The organism is Dyadobacter alkalitolerans DSM 23607, from assembly GCF_000428845.1.
In the GTDB taxonomy this organism is placed as follows: Bacteria; Bacteroidota; Bacteroidia; order Cytophagales; family Spirosomataceae; genus Dyadobacter; species Dyadobacter alkalitolerans.
Window position 1 is genome coordinate 60,863 of record NZ_KE386806.1, and the last position, 13,851, is coordinate 74,713.

The following is a 13,851-nucleotide window of genomic DNA, read 5'->3' on the forward strand; positions in this document are numbered from 1 at the left end:
AATTTGCGCAAAATTAAATAAAATCGATCAGATACGGTAATATCTGGTCAAAAAAGTATGGTAAAGTTTCAAACAAAGCCACCCGACCGTCAGTCCGATCATGCAGCCGATCACGATATCTGCGGGGTAATGTACGCCAACGTAGACCCTGCTATATGAATAAATAGCGGCCCAGATGAACAGGAACCACATGTACGGCAATTTTGTCCGTAAAAAAGCGAACCAGGTCATTGCCACAGCAAAACTTGTGGAAGCATGCGACGATGCAAAACCATAAAGTCCGCCGCAACCCGTGACCTGATGCACCAAACCCTGCAATTCAGGTTCGTGGCAGGGCCTGTACCGAACAAAATAAGGCTTCATAAGTCCGGACGTGATCTTATCAGCAATGATCACTGCAATCAGTACAACGGCGAGCTCTGCCAGTCCTTTTTTCCAATCCTTTCTTAAATGGACTACAATCAGGACAATGTACATGGGAATCCACGTGTATTTGTACGTGATCCAATACATTAAGGTATCGAGCCAGGGCACATGCTGACCGTTTAACCAGAGAAAAAGATCCTGGTCGGAATTGATCAGCATGTCAACGCTTTCTGTCATGAGCTGAAACCGAGAACTTTACGAACTTTCGCAATCGTTTCCTGCGCAATAGCGCGCGCTTTCGTCTCGCCTGCTACAAGGATGGCTTCCAGCTCTTGCTCGTTTTCCATATAATAATTAAAAATTCGGCGTGGTTCAGCGAATTTTTCCAGCATACATGCTAATAATGCTTGTTTGGCGTGCCCGTAGCCATAACCGCCATTATGATAATTCTGGCGCATGGTGGCAACGTCGCTTTCAGAGGCGATGAGGCTGTACAGCTTAAATGTAATGTCTGTTTCGGGATCTTTTGGTTCTTCCAAGGGCGTGGAGTCAGAAACAATCTTTTTAATCGATTTTTTCAACTCATTTTCCGGAACGAATATATCAATGTAGTTGTGGTAAGACTTGCTCATTTTCTGGCCGTCGACGCCCGGAATCGTCATGATGCGCTCGTCTATTTGCGGTTCGGGTAACACCAGCATTTCCTCTCCGGCGATCTGATTGAAGCGTGTGGCAATGTCCTTTGTCATTTCCAGATGTTGCTTCTGGTCTTTTCCTACCGGGATAATGTTCGCATTATAAAGCAAAATATCCGCAGCCTGCAAAACCGGATAAGTGAACAAGCCAGCATTCACATCGGCAAGTTTCTCTGATTTTTCTTTGAAAGACGTCGCATTCGCCAACATGGGAAACGGCGTAAAACAATTGAGATACCAGGCTAATTCCGTGTGTTCCTGAATCCGAGACTGTCTCCAGAAAACATTTTTTTCAAAATCAAAACCAAAGGCCAGCCATGTGGCAGCAATAGCCCTAGCATATTCATGTCTTAACTTCCCATCTTTAATAGAAACAAGCGAATGCAGGTCCGCGATAAAAAAGAAGGATTCATTGTCAGGGTTTCTTGAAAGTTCAATAGCGGGAACGATCGCTCCCAAAATATTCCCCAAATGGGGCCTTCCACTACTCTGAATGCCTGTAAGGATTCTGGCCATTTAAATATTTTTCCGATTTCTAATCCGCAAAATTCGTTAAATTGAATCATAAAAACGTAGTAAATTTGAATTTTATAGCTTCACCAAGATACGATGGAATCCAAAACACTTCACTTTTTAAGTCAACTAGCCGAAAATAATAACAGGGATTGGTTCCAGCAAAATAGAAAGGATTACGACGCAGCAAAGGCGGATTTGGAGCAACTGGTTGCTTACCTGATTCAGGAAGTGGGCAAGTTTCAGGATCTGGGCAATTTGCAAGTCAAAGAATGCATTTTTCGGATCAACCGCGATATCCGGTTTTCTAAAAATAAGGCACCATACAAAAATAACCTGAGCGCGGGCATCGGCCCGGGTGGAAAGGGGTCCGGGAAAATCGACTATTATCTGCAAATCCAGCCAGGTAACAAGACTTTTCTGGGCGGCGGCATGTGGGAAACCACGCCGGAGCAACTGGCCAGATTTCGTCAGGAGATTGATTATAATGCGGATGAGTTAAAGCAGATTATCCATGACAAAGAATTTCATGCCTATTATCCGAACATCGAGGGCGAGGCTTTGAAAACGACGCCAAAAGGTTACGCCAAAGATCATCCGGAGATTGAGCTCCTGAAACAGAAACAGCTTTTTTTCTCCCATACTTATACGGATAAAGAAGTGGCTTCCAAGGACTTTGGAAAAATGGTCGTAAAAGGCATTTCGATCCTTAAACCTTTTACCGATTATATGAATTATGTAATATATGAACAGCCTGCGGAGTCCTGAATTTGAGTGCCTGCCTTTCTGATTAGTCCACATTCCAACTTACATTTTAGCATATGCAATTTTCACACTTGCACTGCCACACCCAATTTTCACTTCTCGACGGTGCGGCGGATATAAAGAAGCTTTTCAAAAAAGCCAAGGAAGACAATATGCCTGCCGTGGCCATCACGGATCATGGTAACATGTTTGGCGTGTTCGAATTTGTGGCGGAAGGCAATAAGCAGGGCATTAAGCCGATTGTAGGATGCGAATTTTATGTGGTGGAAGACCGGCATGTCCGGCAGTTTACAAAAGACAAAAAGGACGTCAGGCATCACCAGTTGCTGCTGGCAAAAGATGAACAAGGATACAAAAACCTGGTGAAAATGTGTTCGCTCGGCTTTATCGAGGGCATGTATGGCAAATATCCACGGATCGATAAAGAGCTGATTGTCAAGTATCACAAGGGACTTATTGCCACGACTTGCTGCATTGGAGCCATTATTCCAAAGACCATTTTAAGAAAGAGTGAAGAGGAAGCGGAGAAGGAATTTAAATGGTGGCTGGATCTGTTTGGTGACGACTTCTATGTGGAATTGCAACGCCATGAGATCCGCGATCAATTAATTGTGAATCAGGTTCTTGTCAAATTTGCAAGGAAATACAATGTTAAGATCATCGCTTCCAATGACTCGCATTATGTGGATCAGGAAGATTGGAATGCGCATGATATCTTGCTCTGTATCAACACGGGCGATAAGCAAAGCACGCCTTCGGCAAAAGATTTTGACGATGACAAAGGTATTCCGAAAGGCTCGCGTTTCGCGTTTTTCAATGATCAGTTTTATTTCAAAAACACCAGCGAAATGATGAAGCTGTTCAACGACTTGCCTGAGTCGCTGGACAATACGAATGAAATTGTAGATAAAATAAAAGCCCTGGATCTGCGGAAAGACATTTTACTGCCTAATTTCCCGATTCCCGAAGAATTTAAGACGCATACGCTGTCGGAAATGTTTGGTAAAAAGGAGCTTACGGCTGATGTGTTAAACCAGTGGGAGTATCTCAAACACCTTACATTCGAAGGGGCGAAGTTCAAATATGGAACGATCACGCCTGAGATAGAAGATCGTCTGAACTTTGAGCTGCAAACCATCCGGAACATGGGTTTTCCGGGTTACTTCCTGATCGTGGCTGACTTTATTGATGCGGGCCGGAAAATGGGCGTGTTTATCGGCCCGGGACGTGGTTCGGCAGCCGGCTCCGTGGTAGCGTATTGCACCGGGATCACCAACATTGACCCCATTAAGTATGACCTGCTGTTCGAGCGTTTCTTGAATCCTGACCGTATTTCACTTCCCGATATTGATACGGATTTCGATGATGAAGGCCGTCAGAAAGTGATCGATTATGTGGTTAAAAAATATGGCTATAACCAGGTAGCGCAGATCGTAACATACGGCACAATGGCCGCTAAATCGGCGATTAAGGACGTAGCGCGTGTGATGGACCTGCCGCTTGCGGATGCGAATGCGCTCGCGAAGCTGGTTCCGGACAAGCCTACTTACAATATGACATTGAACCGGATCTTTACAGCGCCGCTGGAAGGAGAGGGGAGTTTGACCAAAAAGGAAGGAATTGCGCCTGAGGAGTTGGACAATGTGAAGAAAATGCGCGCTATTGCCTTAGGCAATGATTTGCAGGCAAGCGTTTTACAGGAAGCAAGAAGGCTGGAAGGAACAGTAAGAAACACGGGAATTCACGCAGCTGGGATCATTATTGCACCGAGCGATTTGACTGAAATCATTCCCGTAAGCACATCCAAAGATTCCGACTTCCTGATTACGCAATATCAGGGGAAGATTATTGAAGATGCGGGGGTTATTAAGATGGACTTTTTGGGTCTGCGAAACCTCACGATCATAAAGGAAGCATTGCGGCTGATCAAGCAGAACCATAATGTCGATATAGTGATCGACGACATTCCGCTGGACGACCCGAAAGTGTTTGAATTGTTTCAAAGGGGTGAAACCAACGCGATTTTCCAGTTTGAATCTGACGGGATGAAAAAGTACATGCGCGACCTGATCCCCGATCGTTTCGAGCATTTGATCGCCATGAACGCATTGTACCGCCCGGGTCCGATCGCTTACATCCCGAACTTCATCCGTCGTAAAAACGGATTGGAGGAAGTAACTTATGATTTGCCGGAACTCGAAGAATATCTGGCTGATACATACGGGATTACGGTTTACCAGGAGCAAGTAATGCTTCTGTCCCAAAAGCTGGGCGGATTCACCAAAGGACAAGCTGATACATTGCGTAAAGCAATGGGTAAGAAGCAAATAGAAACGCTGAATAAAATGAAGGGCGACTTCATGAAAGGCGGCGCGGAGAAGGGCTTGGACACCAAAAAGCTCGAAAAGATCTGGACGGACTGGGAGGCTTTCGCATCTTACGCATTTAACAAATCCCACTCGACATGTTACGCTTTTGTTGCTTACCAGACAGCATATCTCAAAGCGCATTATACAGCAGAATACATGTCTGCCGTATTGACAAGCTCGCTGGGCAACATTGAAAAGATCACATTCTTCATGGAGGAGTGTAAAGCGCAGGGATTGAAGGTTTTAGGGCCTGATATTAATGAGTCTGACAGGCAGTTCAATGCCAATAAGAAAAGTGAGATCCGTTTTGGATTAGCAGGTGTGAAGGGAAGCGGCGACGCAGCCGTGGAATCCATTATTGAGGAGAGGAATCAGAATGGACCGTTTAAAGACATATTTGATTTTATCATTCGCGTCAACCTGCGGACCGTTAATAAGAAGACGATAGAAAGTCTGGCTTATGCAGGTGGATTCGACTGTTTTCCGGAATATCACCGTGCGCAGTATTTTGCAACCGAGCCGGGAGAATCAGGAACATTTATTGAGAAATTGATCCGATATGCCAATAATTATCATGCAGAAAAGGCCTCGGCCCAGTCGTCGCTTTTTGGTGCATTTGGTGGAAATGAAATATTGATGTCTAAGCCGAAAGCGGCAGAAGTTATGCCTTGGGATGATCTGGCGAAACTGCGTTATGAGCAGGATGTGGTTGGTTTTTATATATCCGGGCATCCGCTGGATACATTCCGGGTGGAACTGGACAATTTCTGCAACTGCACGGTAGACAAAGTGATGGAGATTGGTGAAAATGAGCGGGCACCGAAATACTTCGGCAAGGAAATCAATGTAGGAGGAATCGTAACTAGCGCGCAGGAACGCATGTCTAGGAACGGCAGCTTGTTTATGATCTTTAAAATCGAGGATTACCGTGGCTCGATGGAAATGCTTTTGGGTGGTGAGGATTACATTCGTTTCAAAAATTACCTACAGGTTGGCCAGTTCCTGTACATTAAAGGCAAGGTTCAGAACCGCTGGAAACAGGAAGATCAGTTTGAGTTTAAAATTTCCCAGATACAGCTGCTAACGGAGATACGAGAAAAGATGTGCCGTAAAATCCGCATTAACCTGACACTGGATCAGATCGATGCGCAGTTTATTCATTTGCTTAACGAAACCTTTGGTAATCACCCCGGTGCATGCGCGGTAAATATGACCGTTGTGGATCCAGAAACGCATTTAGAAGTGGAAATGGTGTCGCGTGGTTACCGGGTTGCGCCTACGAATGAATTGTTCAAAGTGCTCAATGGATTTCATGGGGTAAAATTCTTTTTAAACTAACCTGATGCAGATAGAATCAGGAACTTTTAGTGGCATATAATCCTTATTACATCAGATTAATAAAAAAACATTAGACATTTTTTCGACATGGGAAAAGCACTTGAAATTACCGATAGCACCTTTGAAGATCTCATCCAGGGAGATAAACCAGTACTTGTTGACTTTTGGGCTGAATGGTGCGGTCCTTGTAAGATGATCGGACCGGTTGTAGAACAATTGGCTGGCGAATATGAGGGCAAAGCAGTTATTGGTAAAATGGATGTGGATATGAACTCTTCGATACCAGCTAAATTCGGTATTCGCAGTATCCCAACATTGATGATTTTTAAAGGCGGACAATTAGTAGATAAAGTTGTAGGTGTTGTACCAAAAACAACTTTGGAAGATAAATTAAACGCACAAATCGAAGCTACGGTTTAGTAGTAAGCGTTTTGTAGAAAGACTAAAAGCTTCCATCCGGAAGCTTTTTTTTGTGGGCAGTGGTTTGGAAATGGTATATAATTATATACCTTTGGATTCAACACTTTGCTCACACTATCAATGAAATATTCAGAGTTTCACCGTATCATACGGCGTAATGGCTGGTTGCATATCAGAACGCGAGGCAGTCACCATATTTATCAGAAAGACGGCCAGACTTACTCGGTTGCAAATCATGGTGCAAGAGAAATGCCGGAAGGAACAAGGTTGAAAGCAATTAAAGGAATGAACTTAGAACTAAGATGAAAAAGATCAGAGTTGTAATCGAGCGGAGCAAGGATTTCTACGGCGCGTATGCTGAGAATGTTAAGATGTTAAATGGAGGTGGAGAGACGATTGACGAGGTTAAAAAGTCGGTTCTGGAATGCATCGAGATCATCAAGTCCTTTGACGATAGAAATATTCCCGCAGCTTTGAAAGGTGAATATGAAATTGTCTGGAAGTTCGACGTTGGAAGCTTTTTGAAATACTATAAAGGCATTTTCAGCCAGTCCGGCATAGCTCGCTTGACTGGCATTAATGAAAAACAGCTTAACCACTATGCTTCCGGTTTGAAAAAGCCCCGTCCCGCACAGGCGAAAAAGATTGAAGCTGCACTGCACCAACTGGGCAGTGAGCTTCTGGCGTTGAAATTGTAGCGATCAATCTATTCGCTAATTTCGATCTCAAACTTCGCTTCGAACTTGTTGCCAGCGGCCAGCTCTAAAATTCCTTCTTTGGTTTCAAAGTTCTGGTCCGAGTCGGCGCTGTCGGCTATACCTAGCCAGGGTTCGATGCAGACGAAGTTGCCGCCGGGTTTTGCCCAGATGCCAAGATATTTGAAGTCGTCGTAATGCAGGGTGATGACTTGTGGGGATTTTGTGCTTCGGAGACTTACTTGTTTTGAAACTAAATGTTTGAAAATCAGCGCATCGTTGTCAAACAAATGTCTGTTTAAGTGAAGGATATTGGTGTTTTCGAAAACAGGCTTTGCGGTGTTCCCGACCAGGCCGTCCTTCTCTAACAGCCAGGTTGCGTCGTTTTCAACAGCGTAGAATTCAAGATAGTAATCCTCGTAAACCTCACCGTCATGCAGAGGACATTTAAATGCGGGATGTCCACCCAGCGAAAATAACATTTCCTCATTTCCGTGATTGACCACTTCATGATTGACAATGATCCGCTTTTCCTGCAGGCTGTAAGTAATGCGGAATTCAAATTCGAATGGGTAAATTTCTAATGTTTTTTCACTGAATTTTAGTCCGAATGTCAGGCTGTCGTTCGTTTGGTCGACAAGTTTTACGTCCGCATTATTTCTGATAAAACCGTGGCGCGGGACTGCATATTGCTTGCCTTTGTAGTTTACAAAACGATCTTTAATCGCTCCGATTACAGGAAAAAGCACAGGGGCATAACTCGCCCAAACGTCCGGATCGGCGTCCCATAAAAAGTCTTTTCCTGTAATGGCTGACTGGATCTGGCAAAGTTCTGCGCCTTTTTCCTGCACGGAAATTTTTAGAAAATGATTTTCGACTGAGTAGTTCATATGTTGCTATCGTTCAAAACGGATAATATTACGTCGCAAGCTTCGCGGATCTGGTCTTCGGTAATGGTAAGCGGTGGGGCAATGCGCATGGCGTTCTCGCAAAACAAAAACCAGTCGGTAACCACGCCGCGTTCAATGCAGCGATCAATGGTGTCCTTTAACTTCGCGAATGATTCCATTTTCGCCGCGAGCATCAAGCCTCTTCCCCTTACTTCCTTAATGGCCGGGTGGACCAGCAATGCTTTGAAAAGTGCTCCTTTTTCTATGGCGGATGCTGCCAGGCCTTCCTCTAATGTCACTTGCAATGCCGCCAGCGAAGACGCGCAGCTTACCGGATGACCGCCAAATGTAGTAATGTGGCCAAGTATGGGATTATTTTTGAAAACACGCATGATTTCCTGCGAAGCCATAAAGGCACCAATCGGCATGCCGCCGCCCATTCCTTTGGCACCGAGCAGCATGTCGGGGTAAACATTAAACTGCTCAAAGGCCCAAAACGATCCCGTACGGCCATATCCTGACTGAATTTCATCAAAAATCAAAAGCGCGCCCGTCTCAGTGCATTTTTTTCGAAGTGCCGGAAAATAGTCGTCACCCGGCACACAGACCCCGGATTCTCCGCCGATGACTTCAATGATAATGGCTGCCGTCTTATCTGTTATTTTCTCAATATCGGGTAAAAAACCATGCTGAATGTGCGTAATGCCGGGAAGCAACGGGCGGAAATTTCGCTTGAAAAACTCCGCTCCGGCCAGACTTAGAGCTCCTTGCGTCGCGCCGTGATAGGCGTTAAAGCAAGAAACAAATTCATCACGACCGGTAAATCGTTTGGCCAGTTTCATCGCGCCTTCGACTGCTTCCGTCCCGGAATTTGTGAAATATACATTATCAATCAAGCCATATGGCGAAGGATTTGCGCTCGTTAAATGCAATGTTTCAGTGAGTGCCTTTGCGAGCTGCACTTGCGTGCTTTGTACATATTCTCCGTACACAAGCAAGTGCATATGCTTTTCAAGTTGCTCATAAACAGCTGCTAACACCTTCGGATGCCGGTGTCCCACATTGCTTACCGCGATTCCGGAAATCAGGTCCATGTATTTCTTGCCGTCCGGGCCATACATATAGACGCCTTCCGCTCTTACGATTTCAAGGGCAAGCGGGTAATCGGATGTCTGGGCGAGGTGATCGAAGAAGTGTTGACGGTGAGATATATGCATTCTAAAAGTTCAATACTTTTGAAAAGTATTTTATTATTTAATTTTATAAAACTTAATTTACTTTTCGAAAAAGGCTGCGCTTCCGCCAACCCACGTAAAATCCTTATTATAGCGAACCCCGATCATTTCGCCCCGGCTCAGCCGGCTCAGCGCAATGAACAATTCCGGTTTTTCCGCATTGTCATTCCAGCCGTACATCATGCGGATTTCACATTTAACCAATCCATCCGGCGCTTGAATGACTGGTTCATAGGTCACTTTTCGCTGTAATATATAGTTTTCCGGATCCGGCAATGCTGCTAAATCTGCTTTTGTAATGTGCAATTGTACGCCTGAGCCAGCAAATGAAAAAAGGGGCTTCAAAACGTAATTTTCAAGATCAGTAGGAAAATTGCCTTTATAATCACTTACAAAACGCGTTTCCGGAATGTATGCACTTTGGAGAAAGGGAATCGAAAACTTGCTGATCCTGAAAAACCAGTTGGGATGACCCACCCAGCTTACATTTACATCGTCCGTAAGACGGTAACTCGTTTGCAGGTCGGAATAGTTGAGCAGATCATCGAATATGAGCCGGTTATAGATCCTTTTAACCTGAATTCTTCTGCCACTCTCTTCGTAAAACAGATGTTTTCCTTCTTTAATTAATTTGGTATAACAAACAGCCTTGATGCCCAGCATTGCTTCTGTTACCGCAAAATCGACGCGCGTCTTTTGCTTTTCTGGAAAGATCTCCAAGAGAATGACATTTTCAGGTTTTTCACCAGCCAGGATCAAATCTTTTAGTTTCTCAACATAAGCTGCATACGAATCAGCGCCAAAGCAGTAAGTGAAATTTTCAGGAATGTCGAAATGCTTTTTGAAGTTTTCGGACAAGTAAGCCTGATAGCCGAATAGGGAAGGAAAGCCTTGTAATTCAATTAATTGCGGAACTAGATTTCCTGTCTCATCTTCACAAACGGCGAAGTCGATAGCCAGAAAAGATGTGTGCTCATTCTCATTAGGCACAGCTTGGTCGGCTGGAACGGCCCTTTCTGTTTGACTTAGAAATTCGGGCGAACGCAATGTTTTGATAATTTGCTCCGAAGCGATGTTGATCTTTTCGAGCAAATCTTTCGGAACAAATATCGGGGTTTCGGCTACGCGAAAATCAAGTTGTCCGGGGAAATCGAGATCAAATGACTTTACGAATTTTTCATATTTATCCCCGGTGAAAGAGTCATTGAATGCTTCGCGCGCTTGCTTATGCATATGCAGGCATAAAAGTTTTGTTCAAAGCATTTTTAAGAAACGCGGGAATGATCACAGATTCAGTCATCATAATCTTGTCCGGATCATTCAAATGCATGATCATATCATTGTATTTCGCTTCACCGTGATTGGCGATGATTGCGGCTTTTTTGTCTTCGCGCAAAAAGTAACGGAGCATGCCTTCGGCATCTGCCTCCGGATGAAACTGTGTTCCTACGATCTCTTTTGAGAAACGGATAGCCATTACAGCGCGTTCCAGCGGCACATGCGGCCTGATTTTTTCTAAACAAAGCAGCTTAGCGCCCAGATCATCAAAAGCGAACTGATTAGGCTGTGTAACCTGATAATCGCGTGAATCAACGATCCAGAACGGATCAGCCAGAGCTGTTAAAAGAGGATCCTTACGCCCAGCAGCAGATTTATATACAGGAAATGTGCCGAAGGAAGTTTTCCGTCTCTTGCTCACGCTCGCCAGTTGCCAGTGAATGCAGGCCATTTGAAATGAGTGACAAATTAAGAAAAGGTGTTTTTTTACCTTATTATGCCTGCTGGCATTGAACCGCAGCATCTGATCCAAAAACCCAAAAAATTTTTTCTCCCAGGCCGCGCCGACCGGCGATGGGTTACCAGGGCCGCCAGTTGAAATATATGCGTCGAAATCCAATCCGGGGATCTCCAATTTTTGTCGGACATCAAAAACAGTGTAGGCAACGTCCAAAGATTCCTGCTCACCGAATGCAGTTATAATCTTCTTAATACAACGCATTCCCTCGTTTTCGAAACCATCGTACATATCCAGAATGGCAATCCGGAAATGTTTTTTGTTATCGTTCATCTTAAAAAGCTGCTTATTTAACGTCAGCCGTTAGCATTATTTGTAATAAATAGAGTAAATATGGTTAACAACCTGACCCGCTAATAGTTCGCCGCGAGCCGAAAAAGATGCCTCAATCTAACCCGATTCGTGTTTCAGAAACGATGTAATCCACCACAGCATTCATACTTCCAGTTTGCTCAAAAACAGCCAGTTGACGGTCAGCGCCCGTTCCCATAGCCATAATTTGATGGATATAGTCGATCTCTTTACGGCTTCCCAGCTCGTCGACAACATCGTCTATAAATTCCAGGAGCTCAACGACGAGCATCTTGTATTCCACTTCCTCCTGCTTACCAAAGTCGATGAGCTTGCCGTGGATGCCGTAACGCGCAGCCCGCCACTTGTTTTCATTGATCAGCATGCGGTGATAGGGCCTGAATGTCAGGTTCATTCGATGCAACTTATGGATTTTGGCAACAAGCGCCTGCATAATAGCAGCCAGACAAATGGTCTCATCCGTACGCATAGGAACGTCGCACATGCGGAATTCAATGGTGTCGAAAAACGGATGGACGCGAATGTCCCACCAGATCTTTTTACCATTATCAATGCATTTGGTCTTAATCAGCAGATTGACATATTCATCGTATTCGGCTGCGCTTGAAAACGAATCCGGTATGCCGGTTCGGGGGAATTTATCAAAAACCTTAGACCTGTAAGACTTGAAACCCGTGTTACGACCGCACCAGAACGGCGAATTGGTTGACAATGCATAAATATGCGGCAGGAAATATCGCACCGCATTCATGATCTGAATGGCTTCGTCCCGATTTTCAATCCCAACGTGCACGTGCAACCCGAAAATCAGGTTGCCGCGTGCTACGTCGCGCATTTCATCGATAATTTCGTCATAGCGGGGATCATCTGTAATGAGCTGGTCGACCCAGTCTGCGAACGGGTGTGTTCCGGCTGCGGCGACTTGCAAATTCTGCTTATCAGCCAGGTCCAGGATCATCTTCCTCAGATAGGTAACTTCCTCACGCGCCTCCTGAATGTTATGACAAATGTTGGTGCCTACTTCCACAACAGCCTGGTGCATTTCGGCTTTCACACGCTCTTTCAGCGTAATCTTTCCGTCCTCAACAAGCTTTGACATATGCGACCTGAGATTCCTCGTCACAGGATCGATGGTCTGAAATTCTTCTTCAATTCCCAGCGTGAAAGTGGCCATAAAGCGTGCGTAAGTGGTTGGTTTAAGGTTTTTTCAATTTAGAATTGGCGGCAGGCGCTTTGGTAGCAGCCGCTTTTTTGGTTGGGATTTTGGGCGTCGGCTCGCTCGGAACGGGCTGGTTGCCTTTGTCCTCCACAAGCTTTGACGATTTCTTTGGCGTAATGGCTTTCACCTTCACTTCTTTGGCAGAAGCCGGGGCTGCCAGCGGAGTCTCTGCGGATGCAGTAGCGCTTACCGGGGTGCTGTCCGCAGGAGCGTCAATGCTTGCAGAAGCGCTTGTGTTCTCAGCAGCATTCATGCTTGTGGGAGCACCCATGTTTGCGGGAGCGCCTATCGCATCCTTTACAAATGTTCCCCATGTCAGGTTGGTTTGGCCAGGCACATGTGCTTTGGCTTTTTCAATGGCCAGATTAGCGGCAGCTTCTACCACCCATTCAAAATTATCGCGACCTACGGAATAAATGTCGGCATCGGGAGCAGGATTGCAAAAGTCGATGGCGATAGGGATGCCATCCCGCACGGCAAATTCTACGGTGTTAAAATCGTAGCCCAGCGCAATGTTTAATCTTAATGTATAATCTCTTATTGTTTCCAATAATTTTTCCCCTTCTTCGCCGGTTGCCTTCATTTCGGCTGCGTAGCGTAAATGATGTGGGTTTCTCGGTTCATAAGGCATGATCAGCACGTCTTTCTGGCCAATGCAGTAGCAACGGAAATAGTCGGTAAACTCGATTTCTTCTTGCAGCATCATTACCAACTGGCCGGTTTCCTCGTGCTTATGCCACATATCATGCGGATTTACCACTTTATAAACGCTTTTCCACCCACCTCCGTCGTGTGGTTTCATATAGGCGGGAAAGCCAATGTATTCAAATATTTCTTCCCAGGCCATCGGAAATGCCAGGTTGCGGAAGGATGTTTCGGTTGTGTTATCAGGGCGCTGTTTGGAAGGGATCAGCACCGTTTTTGGCACCGGAACTCCGATTTTCTCGGCCAGTGCATTATTGAAAAATTTCTCGTCGGCACTCCACCAAAAAGGGTTATTAATGACCGCCGTGCCTGATAATGCGGCGTTTTTCAGATATGCACGATAAAAAGGCACATCCTGAGAAATCCGGTCAATGATCACCGCGTACTCAGTCGGATCGGCTTGTACTACTTTGTCAATCGTCACGGCTTCTGCGATGAAGCCGCTGTCTTTGCTATTCACTCTTTCAATAAATGCGTTCGGGAAAGTGTTTTCCATTCCAAACAAAATGCCTATTTTTTTCATATCCGGTTTTT

The 13,851-nt window shown here is 45.1% G+C and carries 13 protein-coding genes; 5 read left to right on the forward strand and 8 right to left on the reverse strand.

Annotated features, from left to right (window positions below; translation table 11 throughout):
- Positions 1–27: 27 nt before the first annotated feature.
- Both G395_RS0127395 and trpS read right to left on the reverse strand, forming a co-directional pair.
- Entirely contained in the window at positions 28–603 is a 576-nt protein-coding gene (locus G395_RS0127395) for a phosphatase PAP2 family protein (protein ID WP_026632911.1), read from the reverse strand.
- The gene (gene trpS / locus G395_RS0127400) at positions 600–1,577 is read right to left on the reverse strand and encodes a tryptophan--tRNA ligase (protein WP_026632912.1); all 978 of its coding nucleotides are present in this window, start codon (positions 1,575–1,577) and stop codon (positions 600–602) included. The genes G395_RS0127395 and trpS overlap by 4 nt, the downstream gene beginning before the upstream one ends.
- A 93-nt stretch (positions 1,578–1,670) precedes the next feature.
- On the opposite strand from trpS, the gene G395_RS0127405 reads away from it, so the two are divergent.
- The 5 genes from G395_RS0127405 to G395_RS0127425 all read left to right on the forward strand — a co-directional run bounded on the left by G395_RS0127405 (position 1,671) and on the right by G395_RS0127425 (position 7,164).
- The gene (locus G395_RS0127405; RefSeq protein ID WP_026632913.1) at positions 1,671–2,342 is read left to right on the forward strand and encodes a DUF2461 domain-containing protein; all 672 of its coding nucleotides are present in this window, start codon (positions 1,671–1,673) and stop codon (positions 2,340–2,342) included.
- A gap of 53 nt (positions 2,343–2,395) precedes the next feature.
- The gene (gene dnaE, locus G395_RS0127410; protein WP_026632914.1) at positions 2,396–6,046 is read left to right on the forward strand and encodes a DNA polymerase III subunit alpha; all 3,651 of its coding nucleotides are present in this window, start codon (positions 2,396–2,398) and stop codon (positions 6,044–6,046) included.
- An 87-nt stretch (positions 6,047–6,133) separates the two neighbouring features.
- On the forward strand, positions 6,134–6,466 hold the full coding sequence (gene trxA / locus G395_RS0127415) for a thioredoxin (protein WP_026632915.1): 333 nt from the start codon (positions 6,134–6,136) through the stop codon (positions 6,464–6,466).
- Positions 6,467–6,586: 120 nt separating this feature from the next.
- Entirely contained in the window at positions 6,587–6,772 is a 186-nt protein-coding gene (locus G395_RS33195; RefSeq protein WP_026632916.1) for a type II toxin-antitoxin system HicA family toxin, read from the forward strand.
- Positions 6,769–7,164 (forward strand): transcriptional regulator, encoded by a 396-nt coding sequence (locus G395_RS0127425; RefSeq protein WP_026632917.1) that lies wholly within the window; start codon positions 6,769–6,771, stop codon positions 7,162–7,164. Before G395_RS33195 ends, G395_RS0127425 begins: the two co-directional genes overlap by 4 nt.
- A gap of 8 nt (positions 7,165–7,172) precedes the next feature.
- On the opposite strand, the gene G395_RS0127430 is transcribed toward G395_RS0127425, so the two are convergent.
- From G395_RS0127430 to G395_RS0127455, 6 genes are all read right to left on the reverse strand, one after another.
- Positions 7,173–8,051, reverse strand: a complete 879-nt coding sequence (locus tag G395_RS0127430; protein WP_026632918.1) for an aldose 1-epimerase family protein — start codon at positions 8,049–8,051, stop codon at positions 7,173–7,175.
- Positions 8,048–9,268 carry an aspartate aminotransferase family protein gene (locus G395_RS0127435; RefSeq protein WP_035362236.1) on the reverse strand — a complete coding sequence of 407 codons (1,221 nt, stop codon included), beginning with the start codon at positions 9,266–9,268 and terminating at the stop codon, positions 8,048–8,050. The genes G395_RS0127430 and G395_RS0127435 overlap by 4 nt, the downstream gene beginning before the upstream one ends.
- Positions 9,269–9,325: 57 nt before the next feature.
- A complete protein-coding gene (locus tag G395_RS0127440; protein ID WP_026632920.1) occupies positions 9,326–10,519 on the reverse strand; it encodes a hypothetical protein in 1,194 nt (397 codons plus the stop codon).
- Positions 10,512–11,354, reverse strand: a complete 843-nt coding sequence (locus G395_RS0127445; RefSeq protein ID WP_026632921.1) for a type 1 glutamine amidotransferase — start codon at positions 11,352–11,354, stop codon at positions 10,512–10,514. The genes G395_RS0127440 and G395_RS0127445 overlap by 8 nt, the downstream gene beginning before the upstream one ends.
- A 112-nt stretch (positions 11,355–11,466) precedes the next feature.
- A complete protein-coding gene (locus tag G395_RS0127450) occupies positions 11,467–12,567 on the reverse strand; it encodes a carboxylate-amine ligase (RefSeq protein ID WP_026632922.1) in 1,101 nt (366 codons plus the stop codon).
- A 22-nt stretch (positions 12,568–12,589) separates the two neighbouring features.
- A complete protein-coding gene (locus G395_RS0127455; RefSeq protein WP_026632923.1) occupies positions 12,590–13,840 on the reverse strand; it encodes an ATP-grasp domain-containing protein in 1,251 nt (416 codons plus the stop codon).
- Positions 13,841–13,851 lie beyond the last annotated feature (11 nt).